This is a genomic window from Campylobacter sp. CH278 (assembly GCF_004378845.1).
GTDB lineage: Bacteria > Campylobacterota > Campylobacteria > Campylobacterales > Campylobacteraceae > Campylobacter_D > Campylobacter_D jejuni.
The window spans coordinates 81,300-97,320 of record NZ_RYXZ01000004.1 but is presented as its reverse complement, the minus strand read 5'-3'; the positions used below and the strand labels follow the sequence as shown (position 1 = coordinate 97,320).

18 protein-coding genes are annotated in these 16,021 nt (G+C 30.5%); 12 read left to right on the top strand and 6 right to left on the bottom strand.

Going from position 1 to position 16,021, the window contains the following annotated elements:
• Genes ELQ04_RS04570 through ELQ04_RS04560 form a run of 3 tightly spaced genes read left to right on the top strand, consistent with a single transcriptional unit; the run spans position 1 to position 2,046 of the window.
• Entirely contained in the window at positions 1 to 891 is an 891-nt protein-coding gene (locus ELQ04_RS04570; protein WP_002866847.1) for an MlaD family protein, read from the top strand.
• Positions 891 to 1,490: an ABC-type transport auxiliary lipoprotein family protein gene (locus tag ELQ04_RS04565; RefSeq protein WP_002937394.1), complete on the top strand. Its 600-nt coding sequence runs from the start codon at positions 891 to 893 to the stop codon at positions 1,488 to 1,490. The genes ELQ04_RS04570 and ELQ04_RS04565 overlap by 1 nt, the downstream gene beginning before the upstream one ends.
• A 55-nt stretch (positions 1,491 to 1,545) precedes the next feature.
• Complete coding sequence (locus ELQ04_RS04560) at positions 1,546 to 2,046, top strand: flagellar FLiS export co-chaperone (protein WP_002937395.1); 501 nt, start codon at positions 1,546 to 1,548, stop codon at positions 2,044 to 2,046.
• Positions 2,047 to 2,415: 369 nt separating this feature from the next.
• On the opposite strand, the gene map is transcribed toward ELQ04_RS04560, so the two are convergent.
• The 6 genes from map to ELQ04_RS04530 form a co-directional block, all read right to left on the bottom strand.
• Positions 2,416 to 3,174 (bottom strand): type I methionyl aminopeptidase, encoded by a 759-nt coding sequence (gene map, locus ELQ04_RS04555; RefSeq protein WP_002868878.1) that lies wholly within the window; start codon positions 3,172 to 3,174, stop codon positions 2,416 to 2,418.
• A gap of 9 nt (positions 3,175 to 3,183) precedes the next feature.
• Positions 3,184 to 3,927 carry a glutamate racemase gene (gene murI, locus ELQ04_RS04550; RefSeq protein WP_002937396.1) on the bottom strand — a complete coding sequence of 248 codons (744 nt, stop codon included), beginning with the start codon at positions 3,925 to 3,927 and terminating at the stop codon, positions 3,184 to 3,186.
• Position 3,928: 1 nt separating this feature from the next.
• Positions 3,929 to 4,390 carry an NlpC/P60 family protein gene (locus tag ELQ04_RS04545; protein ID WP_044778090.1) on the bottom strand — a complete coding sequence of 154 codons (462 nt, stop codon included), beginning with the start codon at positions 4,388 to 4,390 and terminating at the stop codon, positions 3,929 to 3,931.
• Between the two features lie 8 nt (positions 4,391 to 4,398).
• The gene (gene nhaA, locus ELQ04_RS04540) at positions 4,399 to 5,568 is read right to left on the bottom strand and encodes a Na+/H+ antiporter NhaA (RefSeq protein WP_002892077.1); all 1,170 of its coding nucleotides are present in this window, start codon (positions 5,566 to 5,568) and stop codon (positions 4,399 to 4,401) included.
• Positions 5,565 to 6,713 (bottom strand): Na+/H+ antiporter NhaA, encoded by a 1,149-nt coding sequence (gene nhaA, locus ELQ04_RS04535; RefSeq protein WP_002855944.1) that lies wholly within the window; start codon positions 6,711 to 6,713, stop codon positions 5,565 to 5,567. The genes nhaA (ELQ04_RS04540) and nhaA (ELQ04_RS04535) overlap by 4 nt, the downstream gene beginning before the upstream one ends.
• 141 nt (positions 6,714 to 6,854) lie before the next feature.
• Entirely contained in the window at positions 6,855 to 7,037 is a 183-nt protein-coding gene (locus tag ELQ04_RS04530; protein WP_002937402.1) for a YjfB family protein, read from the bottom strand.
• A 330-nt stretch (positions 7,038 to 7,367) separates the two neighbouring features.
• Here ELQ04_RS04530 and ELQ04_RS04525 point away from each other — a divergent pair, with 330 nt between their 5' ends.
• The 9 genes from ELQ04_RS04525 (at position 7,368) to traF (ending at position 16,017) form a co-directional block, all read left to right on the top strand.
• Positions 7,368 to 7,571: a hypothetical protein gene (locus ELQ04_RS04525; protein ID WP_002922159.1), complete on the top strand. Its 204-nt coding sequence runs from the start codon at positions 7,368 to 7,370 to the stop codon at positions 7,569 to 7,571.
• Positions 7,572 to 7,919: 348 nt separating this feature from the next.
• Positions 7,920 to 10,010: an FTR1 family protein gene (locus ELQ04_RS04520; protein WP_052780830.1), complete on the top strand. Its 2,091-nt coding sequence runs from the start codon at positions 7,920 to 7,922 to the stop codon at positions 10,008 to 10,010.
• Positions 10,007 to 10,546, top strand: a complete 540-nt coding sequence (locus tag ELQ04_RS04515; RefSeq protein WP_002778842.1) for an iron transporter — start codon at positions 10,007 to 10,009, stop codon at positions 10,544 to 10,546. Before ELQ04_RS04520 ends, ELQ04_RS04515 begins: the two co-directional genes overlap by 4 nt.
• 81 nt (positions 10,547 to 10,627) lie before the next feature.
• Positions 10,628 to 12,031 carry a Fe-S-containing protein gene (locus ELQ04_RS04510; RefSeq protein WP_134224457.1) on the top strand — a complete coding sequence of 468 codons (1,404 nt, stop codon included), beginning with the start codon at positions 10,628 to 10,630 and terminating at the stop codon, positions 12,029 to 12,031.
• Positions 12,021 to 13,310 (top strand): ABC transporter permease, encoded by a 1,290-nt coding sequence (locus ELQ04_RS04505; protein WP_002926472.1) that lies wholly within the window; start codon positions 12,021 to 12,023, stop codon positions 13,308 to 13,310. Before ELQ04_RS04510 ends, ELQ04_RS04505 begins: the two co-directional genes overlap by 11 nt.
• A complete protein-coding gene (locus tag ELQ04_RS04500; protein WP_044778095.1) occupies positions 13,300 to 14,418 on the top strand; it encodes an FtsX-like permease family protein in 1,119 nt (372 codons plus the stop codon). The genes ELQ04_RS04505 and ELQ04_RS04500 overlap by 11 nt, the downstream gene beginning before the upstream one ends.
• The gene (locus tag ELQ04_RS04495) at positions 14,415 to 15,068 is read left to right on the top strand and encodes an ABC transporter ATP-binding protein (protein WP_002860103.1); all 654 of its coding nucleotides are present in this window, start codon (positions 14,415 to 14,417) and stop codon (positions 15,066 to 15,068) included. Before ELQ04_RS04500 ends, ELQ04_RS04495 begins: the two co-directional genes overlap by 4 nt.
• The gene (locus ELQ04_RS04490; protein ID WP_002851267.1) at positions 15,065 to 15,553 is read left to right on the top strand and encodes a TlpA disulfide reductase family protein; all 489 of its coding nucleotides are present in this window, start codon (positions 15,065 to 15,067) and stop codon (positions 15,551 to 15,553) included. The genes ELQ04_RS04495 and ELQ04_RS04490 overlap by 4 nt, the downstream gene beginning before the upstream one ends.
• On the top strand, positions 15,514 to 16,017 hold the full coding sequence (gene traF / locus ELQ04_RS04485) for a conjugal transfer protein TraF (protein WP_002851157.1): 504 nt from the start codon (positions 15,514 to 15,516) through the stop codon (positions 16,015 to 16,017). Before ELQ04_RS04490 ends, traF begins: the two co-directional genes overlap by 40 nt.
• Positions 16,018 to 16,021: the final 4 nt, after the last annotated feature.

Sequence of the window (16,021 nt, the reverse complement as noted above, 5' to 3'; positions counted from 1 at the left end):
GTGGAAAATAGAGCAAATTATTTTTTTGTAGGACTTTTTGTTTTTGGAGTATTTTTTGCAAGCCTTGGTTTCATACTTTGGCTTGGGGGATACTCTAAAGAAGAAAGTTTTAAGTATTATGAAATTCACACACAAGAATCCGTTGCAGGACTTGGTATAAAAGCACCCGTAAGGCTTTTGGGCGTGGAAGTAGGTAGCGTGGAAGAAATCAGCATTTACAATCAAGATGAACTCGGCGTTAATATACGCATCAAGGTCAAAAACAATACCCCTATAAAAGAAGACACCTTTGCTACTTTACAACTTCAAGGTATCACAGGACTTAAATTTATCCAACTTCAAGGCGGAAGTAAAAATAGTAAAGATCTAGTATCTATCCACGGAAAACTTCCAGTCATTCCTTTTAAAGAAAGTTTTTTAGCAACCATAGACAGACAAAGTGAACATATTTTTTCTTTGGTTAAAACGGCCGATGATAAATCAAAAGAACTTTTAAGCGAAAAAAATCTTAAAAATCTAGAAATCCTTTTGCAAAATCTAGCAGAATTAAGTGCAAATTTAAACGCTAATTCTAAAAATTTAAGTCTTAATCTTTCAAACGCAAGTTTAAAAATAGGAAAAATGGCTGATAATATAAGCCTTAGTGCGCAAAATTTCAACTCCAGTCTTAAAAACATAAAAGAAAGCACAATGATTTTAAAAAATTTCATAAAAAAAGCTGATGAAAAATTAAACACTTATGATGATATTAAAGCATCTTTGATGCAAAATTTAGAGCTTTTTAAACGAGTTTTAATTGAAAGCAATATTCTAATAGAAAATTTACAAAACAGCCCTGCTGATTTGATTTTTAAAGAAACCAAACCTAAACTAGGACCAGGAGAAAAATAATGCTAAAGCAATTATTCTATATTTTGACTTTTATTTTTATGTTATGCGGATGCTCTTTAAGACACGAAACCATCAATAAAAATGAAAATATCATATTAAAAGACGAAGGAATAGACTCAAATATTTTTTTTAAAAAAACCGGTAAAATTCTTAAAATTCGCAATGCAAATACACCTTTGTATTTAAACTCGCGAACTATTGTTTATATAGATAATGGTTTTAGCAACAAATACGCACATTATTTCTGGGGAGATTTACCAAGCAATCTTTATTCTTTTTTAATTTTGTCAAAATTTGAACAAAGCAATATTTTTACAACCTTACTTTCTTCAACAAGCTCTTTAAGTGCGGATTATGCTCTTGAAAGCAGGATTAACTCTTTTGAGCAAATTCTTAACAACAATGAAAACTACGCTCAAATTTCTATAAGCGTAAATTTCATAAATCTTGAAAACAATCAAATAATAGCTCATAAAATTTTCAATACTAAAGAAAAAATAGAAAAAAAAGATATCCGCTCTACTTATAATGCTTTTCAAAAAGCCTTGAATAAAATTGGCAATGAGATTGTTTTTTGGGTAAATTCTAACTTATCCTAATTTAGGAACACTTTTTGCTTTTTAAATATTTAGCAATATTTTTGAAAGGTAAACAATGAAAAGTGATTTAGATATATTTAAAAAACACTTAGGTGAAATTCAGGGCGTGAATGAATTTAAAGCAAATCAAATTTGCTCTCAAATCAATGATGCAAATGATTTTATAGGAGCGCTTCAAGTGCTTGATATGTCTTTAAAAAAAATAGAAAAAAGCATTCTAGAAAGAATAGATGAAAATTCAGATGATATGCAAAAAAGAACTCTTGATGCTACAGCATCACAACTTATACAAAACTGCTCTTTCATGGGAACAGCTCTTTTTGGAAATATTTTCAATGTTTATGTTGATAAAAAACTCTTTGAATTTGAAATTGCCAATCCACTTTTAATTCTTCAAACAAGTAATTACGAAGGTGTATTGGCCTATATACAAGATAAAAGAGATGAAATAAAAATCATTCTATCAGAATTAGCAACCGCAATTACCATGGGCGAAACTATGGATAATGCTGGAATTTATAACTCTACAATGGATTTTAAAAATTTATTTAAATAAGAATAGTAATCGTTTGTTCTCTTTAAGCAAATATAATATATTTTAGCTTAAAGAGATTTTCCAAACTCTAAAAGAGAGTTAGGCTACGAATAAAAAGGGGGAGGGAAATAGCCTAACCCAAACGAGATCTTAAAAGATCTCTTTAAACTAAAATAAATATTTAGATAATTAACAATTTTTATTAAATTATCTAAATCATATTTATGTTTTAGTTTAATACGATGTGATATTTTATTCTAAAAACACTTAATCTGCTATAAAAATATCATTTATTAACTTAAATTATTAAAGAATATTACTACAATATTATTTAAAAAATTTTAAATTTTTAGGATTTTAAGAAAAAAATATTATTTTTATAATTTAATATCATATCATAGAAAGAATTTCAGCACGCCCATTAATCACGGCAACACAATGTTCATAATGAGCCGCATTCAGCCCATCAATACTTCCAGCATCCCATTTTCCATTATAATGCTTTGGTGTTCCATCTTTTTGGCATATCATAGGCTCTATGCAAAACACCATTCCATTTTTAATTTTAGGGCCACTTTTTGCACTCGCACCTTTTTCTAAATAGTTTAAAATTTCAGGCTCTCCATGGGGCTTTCGTCCTATACCATGCCCGCAATATCCACGAAGCGGGACAAAACCTCTTGCATGGATAAATTCGCCTAAAGCAGCTGAAAGTTCCTTAAAACGCATTCCATCACGAATAATATCTATAGCATGATATAACGCGTCTTTAGCACAAGAGATTAAAGCTTTATCAGTGGGTGAAACTTCTCCTATAGCAATAGTTCTTGCTGCATCCCCATAATACCCATCAATCAAACTTCCCACATCAAGACCTAAAATATCACCCTCTTTGATAATTTTATCATCTGGAATTCCATGGATACAAACTTGATTTAAAGATGTGCAAATGGCACCTGGAAAACCATAAAGTCCCTTAAATGATGGCTTGGCGCCAAGGCTTAAAATATAATCTTCTGCCATTTTATCGATTTGTTTTAAGCTCATTCCTATTTTAATTTCATTCTCTAAAAAATTTAAAGTTTTTGCTACAATTTGATTTGCTATTCTTAATTTTTCTATTTCATCTGGTTTTTTCAATTCTATCATTTTATTTCCTTATAAATTTAGCCAAATTTTAGCAGTATTTTTTAAAGATTCAACATCGCTTGAAGCATAAAAATGTAATTTTGCTTTATGATTTTTCAAATCTATATTTTCTCTTTCTTTAAGAAATTCAACTATAGCATCTCCCGAATGAATTAATTTTGTTTTATCACCAAAATACTTACTTAAAGAACGACCTAGTAAAGGGAAATGAGTGCAAGCGAGTATCAAAGCATCTGGAGTTGTGATATTTTTAAAATAATACTCCATAGCACTTTGCAAAAAATCTCCTTCAAAAATACCTTCTTCAACCATAGGTACAAAAAGCCCTGTAGCTAAAGCATTTATATTTGTATATCCTTGGGATAATAAACGCTTTTGGTATTCTTCTGATTTAATGGTTGCTTTTGTTGCAATGACTAAAATTTCTTTATTTTTATCATACAAAGCTTTTATCGTTGCTTCAACCCCTGCATCAATTACACCATATACTGGAAAATGTGCTTTTGTCCTTAAAGCATCTAAAGCATAAGCACTAGCAGTATTACATGCAATGATAAGCATATCAATTTGAAATTGTTCAAAAAATTCCAATGCTTCAAGACAGAACTTTATAATAGTATCTTTATCTTTTACTCCATAAGGAACTCTTGCGGTATCTCCATAATAGATAATTTCATCAAAAAGTCTAGCTTCATAAAGAGATTTTAAAACGCTAAGCCCCCCTACCCCGCTATCAAATACACCTATTTTCACTTTAATACCTTCTTGCTCCTATATAACGAGCCTTCCAATAAGAACTATTTAGCTCGACTTCTTTTACTCCACCTTTAGTAGATAAATGTATAAATTTTCCCTTGCTCATATAAATACCAACATGCATACCATTTGGCCCTCTACCTGTCTTAAAAAATACCAAATCTCCTGTTTGCAATTTTGATTTAGAAACTTTTCTCCCAGAACCTAATTGAGTTTTTGTGGTGCGAGGTATGCGCATATTAAGCTGAGCTAATGCACTCTGTGTAAATCCTGAACAATCAGCACCTTTTTTAGTAGTTCCACCTAAAACATAAGGAGTTTTTTTCCATTCATTTGCAATAGTCTTAAGTTTTGTTTCTTTATTTGTATTATAAATCGGACGAGTATAGTTTAAATTCTGATAAAAACTACATCCGCTTATAAAGAATATAATCGCGATGATGAAAAAAATATGCCTCATCAATCCCCTTAAGATCGAGTAGCAAAGAATTTAAGATAAATAAAACCCCAAATCCCAGAACAAAATGAAGCTATGAGAATAGCTAAATTATCTGCATAATTAAAAATATCACTGACTTCATACGCCAAGCCATCGATAAACAAACTCATTGTAAAACCAATTCCTGTAAGTATACAAACCCCATAAAGTTGTTTCAAATTTGAACCTTGGGGCAAGGCTGCAAATTTAAAGCGGATTGCCAAATAAGAAAACAAAAATACACCCGCTTGTTTACCCACAAAAAGCCCCAAGAAAATACCTACACTTACACCTGAAAAAATTGCTCCTATATCGATATTGGATAAATTTACCCCAGCGTTAGCAAAAGCAAATAAAGGCAATATAACGAAAGCGAGCCAAAATTTTAGACTTTCATAGATTTCTTCTAAAAATGCTTCTCCATTTTTAGTTTGCATCGGTATAAAAAATGCTGTTATGATTCCAGCTAAAGTTGCATGCACACCACTTTTTAAAACACTAATCCAAAGAATAACTGAGCAAATAAAATAAAAAGACTTTCTTGTTATTCCTAAAATATTTAAAACAAGCATTGCCAAAATAGCAATTCCTGCAACGACAAAAGCAACTATTGATAATTTTGTCGTATAAAAAATAGCTATAATTAAAATAGCACCCACATCATCAAAAATAGCCAAAGAAAGTAAGAAAATTTTTAAACTTGATGGAATATGTTTGCCACACATCATTAAAATCGCTAAGGCAAACGCTGTATCTGTGGCTGTAGGTATAGCCCAACCTTTTAAAGTATAAGCATCTCCTATATTTACCAAAGCAAACAACATCGCAGGTATAAGTATACCCCCTAAAGCAGCCATAAAAGGTAAAACAATATTTTTAGGATTTTTAAAATCCCCGTGCAAAAATTCCTTCTTAAGCTCAAGCCCTATAGCAAAGAAAAATATAGATATAAGCCCATCATTTATCCAAAGTAAAAAAGGCTTATTAAGCTCAAATTCACCTACGCTAAATCCGACTTTTAAATTTAGAAATTCTCGATAATGTTCGCTAAAAGATCCATTTTGCACAAGCAAAGCAAGCAAAGTACAAACTATAAGTAAAACACCACCAAAAGCCTCGTTTAAAACTAAAGTTTTTAATTTATGTACTATATTATTCATTTAACAATCTTAAGATAAATAAAACCAACAATGGCACTTAAAAAACTAGCTATTAAAATAGCAAGTTTATCCGCATGTTCAAAAATATCACTATTTTTATAAGCCAAACCATCAATAAACAAACTCATCGTAAAACCAATGCCTGTTAAAATACATATACCATAAAATTTTCCATATTTAATATTTTCAGGTAGTTTTGCAAGCTTAAGTTTGATAGCAATAAAACAAAAAGTAAAAACACCTAGTTGCTTTCCTAAAAATAATCCTAGAATAATTCCAAGGCTTACAGGCGAAAATACCGAACCAAGATGCATATCTCTGATATCAATCCCAGCATTAGCAAAAGCAAATAAAGGCAAGATAAAATAAACCACCCAAGGATTTAAATCCTTAAGAACTTCATGCAAATAAGGTTTTTTATTTTTTGTATCAAGCGGTATAAATAAAGAAATGATCACACCAGCCAAAGTCGCATGTACTCCACTTTTAAGCATAGCTATCCACAATACAACACCTACTAACACATACAAAGAAAGATGGGTGATGTGATAATAATTTAACAAAAGCAGAGCAAATATACAAAACAAACAAATAATAATCGCCAAAGCTGAAAGCTGATCTGTATAAAATAAAGCAATAATAACAATAGCGCCCAAATCATCAAAAATAGCTAAAGAAAGTAAAAAAAGCTTTAAACTTGTAGGAATTTTATTTCCTAAAAGCATCAAAATACCCACTGCAAAAGCTATATCGGTTGCTGTAGGTATTGCCCAACCTTTCATAGCAAAATCATGGGAATAATTAATAGCAGCAAAAATTAAAGCAGGAGTAATCATACCCCCCAAAGCTCCAAATATAGGTAAAGATACAGCTCTTATATTTTTAAGCTGTCCGCGTAAAATTTCATATTTTAACTCAAGCCCTATACATAGAAAAAATATAGCTATCAAACCATCATTTATCCATAAATCCAACGATTTTGAAATTTGAAAATGATCAAATCCTACTGTAAAATTAGCATGAAAAAAATCTGTATAAATAACACTTAAAGAAGAATTTTTACATAATAAGGCTAAAAATGTAAAAAATATAAGCAAAATACCAGGGAAAGTTTCACTTAAAACCATCTTCTTTATCATTTGCATCCTTGCTCCTAAATAAATATTATAAAAATTTAATACGATAAATAAAATGGCAAAATTATAACGAAAAAATACTAAAGAAATAATTATTTAAAAAAACAAGCCCAAGATACCAACAAGTTCTTAAGCTTGTTCTTAAGATATTTAAGCGTAAATATCCAAACCACTAGAGCTAGAAACTTGTGGAACGGAGGCTTGAGAGACACCTTCCATACCTTCGATGAGTTCATTCATCAATGCCTCGTTTGTGTCCATAGATTTTTTCAAAACTGAAGTATTAACAGCAGCCATTAAATTAGCATTACCCATAGAAACATCTGAAACCATATCATCCTCCTTTTAGATTGAGTCTTAAGACTTTATTTAAATCGGATGATATTTTTAAAACTTAATATTTTTTACTAAACTTTTTAAAATTTTTCAAGGAAACCAATATCTGAAATTAAATATCATAAATTTTTTAAGATAAAATCCTATTTTAAAAATTTTTACACTATGAAACAATAAGCAAAATATAAATGGTTGATACTTTTAGAAGCAAATGAAATAGATAAAATTTTACTTCAATAAATTTAAGTTTTATCTTATTTATACGATTTATAATATAATCAAAAATTACAACTTAAAAAGCTATTGCAATTATATAGGAGTTTGCTAATGTTACTTAATACACCTTGTAGGGGAATAGTAGATACAAATTTTGAAAGTAAAAGAATTAATATAACTTCAACTTTAAAATTTCAAGAAAAAAAAGAAAAAGTAGAAGCTAAAGCTGAGAAAGAAGAAGCAAATAAAGACAATAGCAATTCTATAAACACAGATACCAACAAAAAAGATAAACTTTTGGATATATCTGCTTAATCTAAAATATGCTATAGCTATCTCCTTGAAGAATACACAATAAATGATTTTTTGATTTTTATTAAGCTTTTAAAACATCAAAAAAGGAAAAATTAAAAATACAAAAACAATATCCCAAAGTGCATAGCCTAGAAGAAAACCTTGCGATACTTAAAAACAACCCATATTAAATCACAAAATAAGATATATTTAAAAATTTATTAAAATATATCTTAAATATAATTAATAAAAAATATTATCAATACAAAAGCTTATTTTTTAGTTCTATTTAAGATTTTTAATATTATACTAGCTATTATTTATTTTGATAATAAATATTATTTTTATCAAAAACCAAGGATAATGATAATGAAAATTTTTAAAATTATATTTTTAATTATAAGTATTTTTTTATCAAGCTCAGCTTTTGCTAGAGTAGATGATTATATTAATGAAGCAAATCTTATCAAAGACATGCTAAAACAAAGCATAGAAACTTACAAAAAGGGCGATAATCTAGGTGCTAAAAAGCTTAGCGAAGATGCGTATTTTCAACATTTTGAAAATATGGAAGGCCCTATAGGAAGAAACATAGGAAGAAAAGCCATCACCATGGAGCGTAAATTTGTAAATTTGCGTCGCATGTATAAAGATGAAGCTCCTTTGACACAAATTAATGCTTTAATTGATAGTCTTTATTATGATCTTGATGAAGTAGCCCCAATCTTACAAAATGGATATCGTTTAAAAGCAGAAGCAAGCGATACAAACTATGATAAGGCCAAAGCTGAAAAATCAAGCCTAGAAGCCAATGCCAAACGCGAAGCTGATGCAGAAGCTTTAATCGCACAAATGATGGGCGTGGATAAAAAAGATTTAGCACAAAGTTCTTTAACCACCCAAGATCCTACACCTGCAAACAACGACACAAGCAAACTTACAGATGATAATGCAAGCGCTGATTTACAAGCTGCCGCTGCAATGGACGCAAGATTGCAATTTATACTAGATAATATCTCTACCAAATTTTCACAGGCAGCTAATGCTTTTAAAGAAAAAAACTACCAAGCTAGTAAAGATTTTTTAAATGATGCCTTATTTAGTGATTATCGCAATACCAAAGTAGAAATTTTAGTAAATAAATTTACCAAAGCAGGAAACGATCAAAAAATTCAACAAGCCATACGCACCCTTATACGCCAAATCAACGATGCAAAAATAGATGAAAAAGGCTTAAGAGATGGCTTAGATAACATAGAAGAACAAATTTTTGATGTTTTCTTACAAATTCCAAATTCAGAACTTTCAAGTTTGCAAATTTCAGGCTTTAATGATGAAACAAAAGGCAAAGATTATGCCAAAGTTTCTAATGATATCAAACTTGCTTTAGATGGAATTTTAAAAAATTATGATGGCTTTAGTGCTTCTATAGTAGATGATTTACAAGGAATTTATCTAGATATTTTTGAAGCAAGTGGTATGGAAAATAAAATCGGTGCTGTAGATAGCGGCTTAAAACTTAAAATAGAAAGTTTATTTTCCAAAGGCGTGGCACTGATTAAAGCAAGTGCAGATAAAAAAGAGCTTGAAGCTACTTTTAATGACTTAGAACAACTCATAGCAAGCAGTGTGGATAAAATTCAAGATTCTACTCCTTATTCGCTGTTTATATGGGCTTTAGGTATTATTTTGCGTGAAGGCTTGGAAGCTTTGATTATCGTTGTAGCCATTGTTTCTTATCTTGTGCAAAGTGGCAACAAAAATCGTTTAAATATCGCCTATAGTGCTCTTTTTACAGGAGTGATTTTAAGTTTTGTTACCGCTTTTGGAGTTTCTTGGCTATTTAAAGAAAATGCAGGACAAAGTAGAGAGCTTATAGAGGGTATTACCATGCTTATAGCCGTATTGCTACTCTTTTATGTGGGCTTTTGGTTACTTTCAAACGCACAAAATAAAAAATGGACAAGCTTTATCAAACAAGGTGCTATAGATGCTATATCAAACAATAGTGCAAAAACCCTTTGGATTACCGTATTTTTAGCTGTTTATAGAGAAGGTGCAGAAACTGTGCTTTTTTATCAAGCCTTGCTTTTTGATGCTAAAACAAGCACTGATTTTAGTGCTGTTTTTGGTGGGCTTGGACTTGGAATTTTAATACTTATTGTTTTATATTTTCTTTTAAAAGCAGGAGCCATTCGCATACCTGTAAAACAATTTTTCTATATCACTTCTTACATTATTTTTTACATGGTTTTTGTTTTTACAGGCAAAGGTATAGCTGAACTCATAGAAGGAAAAGTCATCATTCCTAGTCTTATACCTATGAATTTTGAACCGATTTTATGGCTTGGAATTTATCCTTACTATGAAACCTTAATCCCTCAATTTATAGTTTTGATCATGCTAATTATTGGCATTTTAATAACAAAACAAATTTCAAAAAAAGGAGTAAAATCATGATAAAAAAAGTTTTATCAGTAGTTGCTGCAGCTGCGGTTATTAGTACAAATTTATTTGCAGGCGAAGTGCCAATCGGTGATCCAAAAGAACTTAATGGTATGGAAATAGCCGCTGTTTATTTACAACCTATTGAAATGGAACCAAGAGGTATTGATTTAGCTGCGTCTTTAGCAGATATTCACCTAGAAGCTGATATTCACGCACTTAAAAACAATCCAAATGGTTTTCCAGAAGGTTTTTGGATGCCTTATTTAACCATAGCCTATGAACTTAAAAATACCGACACAGGTGCGATTAAACGCGGAACTTTGATGCCTATGGTGGCTGATGATGGTCCTCACTATGGCGCAAATATCGCTATGGAAAAAGATAAAAAAGGTGGCTTTGGCGTAGGAAATTATGAACTTACTTTTTATATCTCAAATCCAGAAAAACAAGGTTTTGGACGCCATGTTGATGAAGAAACAGGCGTGGGTAAGTGGTTTGAACCTTTTAAAGTAGATTATAAATTCAAATACACAGGCACGCCAAAATGATTTTACACTCGGATTTTCCGAGTGTTTAAATATTTTTATTTTTATTTGAAAATTAAAATAACAATGTTTAAAGAGTAAATTATGAGTATATATTTTGTGCATTTTCTTATCAGTGTTTTACCGCTAAGTATTTTAATGGCCTTTATCACTCCTGATAAAAAATATATTTTTAAAAGTTTTTTAGTAGTTTTTTTGGGCTTTTTATTTGGATATTTTGCTTTTTTTATCGCAGCACAATTTTTAAAAACCGAAAATTTAATCTTTAATTTTGATTTTGTTTTTATAGGTTTATTACTAGTAAGCTTTATATTTTATTTTTGGAAAAAAATTGAAATTTTAAATTTTATTTTATTGGGAATTTTAAGTTTTTGCACCGCTTTGCATTATTATTTTTTAAGTCAAGATTTCCCTATTTTTACTAGCTCTTTAATCGATAGCGAAGGTATAAGTTCTTTAGGTTTTATTGCTTTAGCCTTGCTTGTTTGTATTTTGATTTTCTTCTTTTTAAAATGGCAAAAAAATTTTAATCAAAAAACAAGCTTTATGCTGTTTTTACTGCTTATCCTTATAGAAAGCGATAAAGCTCTAGCCAATATCTTGCTTACTTTAATGCGAAATTCCATCATAGAAACTCATACTTTTTTGGTGAGTTTTGTAGGAAAAAGTAATTATTTTGGTGTTTTTGGAATTTATGTTTATTTAATTTTCATCACTTTTTTAGCATTCTTAAGCCTAAAAATTCGCAAAAAAAATATAAGCAAAAAACAAATTTTAGATATAAATTATCGCAAAAACGAAGCTAAAACAAGTCTTATTAATCGCTATTTTTCCAGTGTTTTTATCTCCTGTGTTATAAGTTTTTGCATTATTTTATACTTTTTTATGGTAAGCTCTAAGCCTTTAACCATAGATGAGCCTAAAGAAATTTTACCCGATAAGAATGGCAAATTTATCTTTGATATAGCTCTTTTAAGGGACAACAAACTTCACCGCTTTGCTTATATCAGTGCTGAAGGCAAAGTGATAAGGTTTTTTCTTATCAATAAAAGAGAAGATAGGGATTCTCCTGTAGCTGTTTTTGATGCTTGTATGATTTGTGGAGATATGGGTTATATCAAAAAAGATGGACAACTCATTTGCATTTCTTGCAATGTGCGTATTTTCTTGCCTAGTGTAGGCAAAAGCGGGGGTTGCAATCCTATCCCACTCAAATACGAATACGATGGTAAAAAAATCACCATAGATGTTAAAGATGTAATAGCAGGATCTAATTATTTTAGTCAAATCAAGGAAATTGAAGTGCAAGATCCTGTATCAAAAACAAAAATTATAAACACCCAAGCTCCTTTTTCTTATAGCTATAAAGGGATTACTTATTATTTTTCAAATCAAAACAACTATGAAGAATTTAAAAAAGATCCTACAAAATATGTAGAAGAAAACGAAGCCCAATTTTTAATCCAAAGGAGAAACGATGTTGGCTAAAATGATTTTTAACTCTATATTTAAAAACAAAATTCAAAAATTTTTAGCCTTTCTTACTTGTTTTTTAGCCACGCTTTTGCTCTCTACTATGCTAAATATTACTCTAAGTATAGGCGATGAAGTAACCAAACAACTCAAAAGCTATGGCTCTAATATCCTTGTTTTACCCAAAGGCTCAAGTCTTAGTATAGAAATAGGTAATGAACTTTATGAACCCTTAAAAAACAAAAACTACCTAGAAGAAAAAAATTTATATATGATTAAAGACATTTATTGGCGTAACAACATCACCGCACTTGCTCCTTTTTTAGAAGGTAAAATCACAATTGAAAACTCCCAGCAAAAAGCACTTATTTATGGCACTTATTTTCAAAAAGCCATAAAAATTAAAGATGATGATGATTTTATCACAGGTATAAAAAGTCTTTATCCTTATTTAGCAGTGCAAGGAGAATGGGCAAAAGATGATAGCAATGAAATCATGCTAGGCGAAGACTTTGCTAAAAACAATAAACTAAAATTAGGAGATACCATCAAACTCATAGGAGAAAACAATCAAAGCAAAGAAGCAAAAATCGTAGGCATTTTACTTCATGCCAATCCTAAAATGTCAAATAAAATCATCGCTCCTTTAAATTTAGCTCAAGATTTACTCAACAAACAAGGGCTTTACTCAAGTGCAGAAGTAAGAGCTTTTACCATACCTGAATCAGCCCTTTCTGAAAAAGTGCGTCGCATGGGCGAAGAAAAATTAGATCAGTTAGAATATGACAAATGGTATTGCTCAGCTTATGTAGGCTCAATCGCTAGTCAAATTAGTGATGGCTTACCAGGTGCTGATGCAAAAGCTCTAAATGCTATAAGCGATGCTCAAAGCTTGGTGGTTAAAAAGATCCAATCCTTAATGGGCATTACTTGTATTATTTGTCTTATTGTTGCAAGTATTGCGATTTCAAGCCTGATGAGTTCTGAAATTCATCGTAGAAAAAAAGAAATAGGACTTTTAAAAGTACTTGGTGCTAATACTTTTCAAATTTATCTCATCTTTGCTAGTGAAAATTTAATCGTAGCTTTATTTGCTGCTTTATTTGGCTTTATTTTTGGCACAGCACTTTCTCAAATCATCAGCCTTAGCATTTTTGGATATTTTATTGATATAGCCTTTGTAGCTTTACCTTTAAGCTTTATTTTTGCAGGACTTATTGCCTTACTAGGTTGCTTGCTTCCTATCAAAAATATCACACAACTTTCAGCTGCAGGAGTGCTTTATGGTAGATAAGTTTTTCCTTAATGAGCTTTTTAAAAGCATTAACTTTTCTTATCAAAGACTTTTTATAATAGTTTTAAGTGTTTTTATAGGAACACTTACTTGCTCAGCTTTTTTAAATATTTATTTTGATATTGACACCAAACTTTCTAAAGAATTAAAAGCTTATGGAGCAAATGTAATGATCAGCCCTAAGCAGGATGAAAATTTTATCTCCAATGCTGAGTATGAAAAAATAAAAGAAAATTTAAAGGCTAGAGCTTTAACTCCTTTTTTGTATGATTTTTTAAATTTAGGCAGTACAAGCGGAGTGGTTTTAGGCACTGATTTTAGGGCTTTAAAAATCACTAAACCTTTTTTAGAAGTTAAAGAAGGAAGCTTTTCTCTAAATGATTTTGATGAAAATTCAGCCTTTTTAGGGGTTAATTTAGCCAAGCAACTAGGCCTAAAAACAGGCAATGAACTTCAAATTTACAATCCAAACAATGGAAAAAGCATAAAACTTACCATAAAAGGCATACTTTCAAGCAATGATGAATTTGATAGCATTGTTTTAGCTCCTTTAAGCGTGGTGCAAAATTTAAGCGATAGAGCCGGTATTAACTATGCTAATGCTGTAGTTTATGGAAATTTTGATGAAGTTAAAGCCAAAACACAAGCAATCAGCAATGAATTCATCGATGCAAAACCTATATCTTCAGTATCCTTAAGTGAAGGTTTAGTGCTTGGAAAAATCAAAGCTTTAATGTTTTTAATCATACTTGTAGTATTGATCATAGTCACTACTAGCGTTAATACGACCTTAAGCTCTATTATATTTTCTCGCAAAAAAGAAATCGCACTGCGTTTAGCCTTGGGTGCGAAAAAAAGTGAAATTTTTAAACTTTTTGCTAGTGAATGCTTTATAGTAAGTTTTTTTGCTAGTTTAATCGGAGCTTTTTGTGGAATATTCTTAGCTAATGTCTTTGGTTATTTGATTTTTAATTCTAGTATTGATTTTAGATTTATAGCTGTTTTTATAGCCTTAATCATTTCTTTGATTTTTGCCTTTTTGGCTGCATTTTTTCCTATAAAAAGAGCATTAAAAATCAATGTGTGTGAAAATTTGAAAGGTGAATGATGAAAAAAGAACTTATTAAAATAAACAACTTAAATAAAGAATTTGGCAAAGTTAAAGCCTTAAACAATATCAACTTAAGCGTCTATGAAGGAGAATGGCTTGCCATCATGGGTCCATCAGGAAGTGGAAAATCAACGCTTTTAAACATACTATCACTCATGGATACTCCAAGCTCTGGAGAGTATATCTTGGATAATGAAAACCTAGAGCAAATGGATGAAGAGCAAAAAATCACCTTGCGTCGTGAAAAAATAGGGCTTGTCTTTCAACAATTTCATCTTATCCCCTATCTTAACGCCTTAGAAAATGTTATGCTCTCTCAGTATTATCACTCAAGCGTAGATGAAGAAGATGCCAAAATGGTTCTTGAAAAAGTAGGACTTTCGCATAGACTCACTCATTTACCTAGCCAATTAAGTGGTGGAGAACAACAAAGAGTTTGCATAGCAAGAGCTTTGATCAACAACCCAGAGCTTTTACTCGCAGATGAACCCACAGGAAATTTAGATGAAGCCAATGAACAAATCGTTCTTCAAACCTTGCAAAAATTAAAAAATGAAGGCAAAACCATAGTTTTAATCACACACAATCCTGATTTGGCTAAATTCGCAGATCGAACCCTTATCTTACAACATGGAGTGTTAAAATGAAAAAAAGCCTTTTAATCTTAAGCATTTTGTTCTTGCTCAATGCTTGTTCTTTTGAAAATTCAAAAGATACTGGAAAAGTTGGAGAAAAAAGCGCTGAAATTTCAGCTAAAGATACCTTAGGAAAAGCTGTAAAACTTGCTGATGATAATACAAGTTTAAAAGTCTTAGTCTTTTTTCAAAATGGCTGCCCTTCTTGCTTAAAAGAACTCCCTTCTTTAGATGAATTCATACAAAATCATCCCAATAAAATCAGTGTTTATGCTATAAATTCCATCGATAATGCCAATGTAGTTAAGGTTTTAGCCGAACAATTTGACTTTAAAAATGTAAAAGTTTTAAAAGACGATCTTAAAATCACCAATGATCGTTATGCTGTGTTTGCAACCCCTACTACCATCATCATTAAAGATGGAATGATAAAAGATAGAATTTTAGGAGAAAAACCATGGGAATTTTTCGAATCCAAGCTTATTTCTTTGCTTTAATCATAGCTTTATTTTTTGTAGCTTGTGATAGTGGAGAAAATTTTAAAGCTTTAAATAGTGATAAAACCTATAATTTTGCCTACAATGGTTTTGAAAAAAGCCTAAAACTAAATGATAAAGCACAAAATTTTGCCTTAGTATTTTTCACAAAAGATTGTGGAGTTTGTAAAGAACAAATTCCTATTTTGCAGAATTTGGCTAAAAATTATGATTTTAATATCTTTGTGGTTTTAGGCGATGCAAATGATGCAAATGATGCAAAAGCTTGGGCTGATGAAAAAGGTTTATCTAATTTAGCAATGTTTTATGAAAAAAGAGCAGCTAAATACCTTTCAAGTGCCATTGGGGAAATATATGGAGTGCCTGTGCTTAGTTTTTTCAAAGAAGGAAAAATGGATGAAAAATTCATAGGCTTAACTCCTTATAGCATACTTGAAAAAGAAATCAAAAAAGTAAAAAGCTAAAATT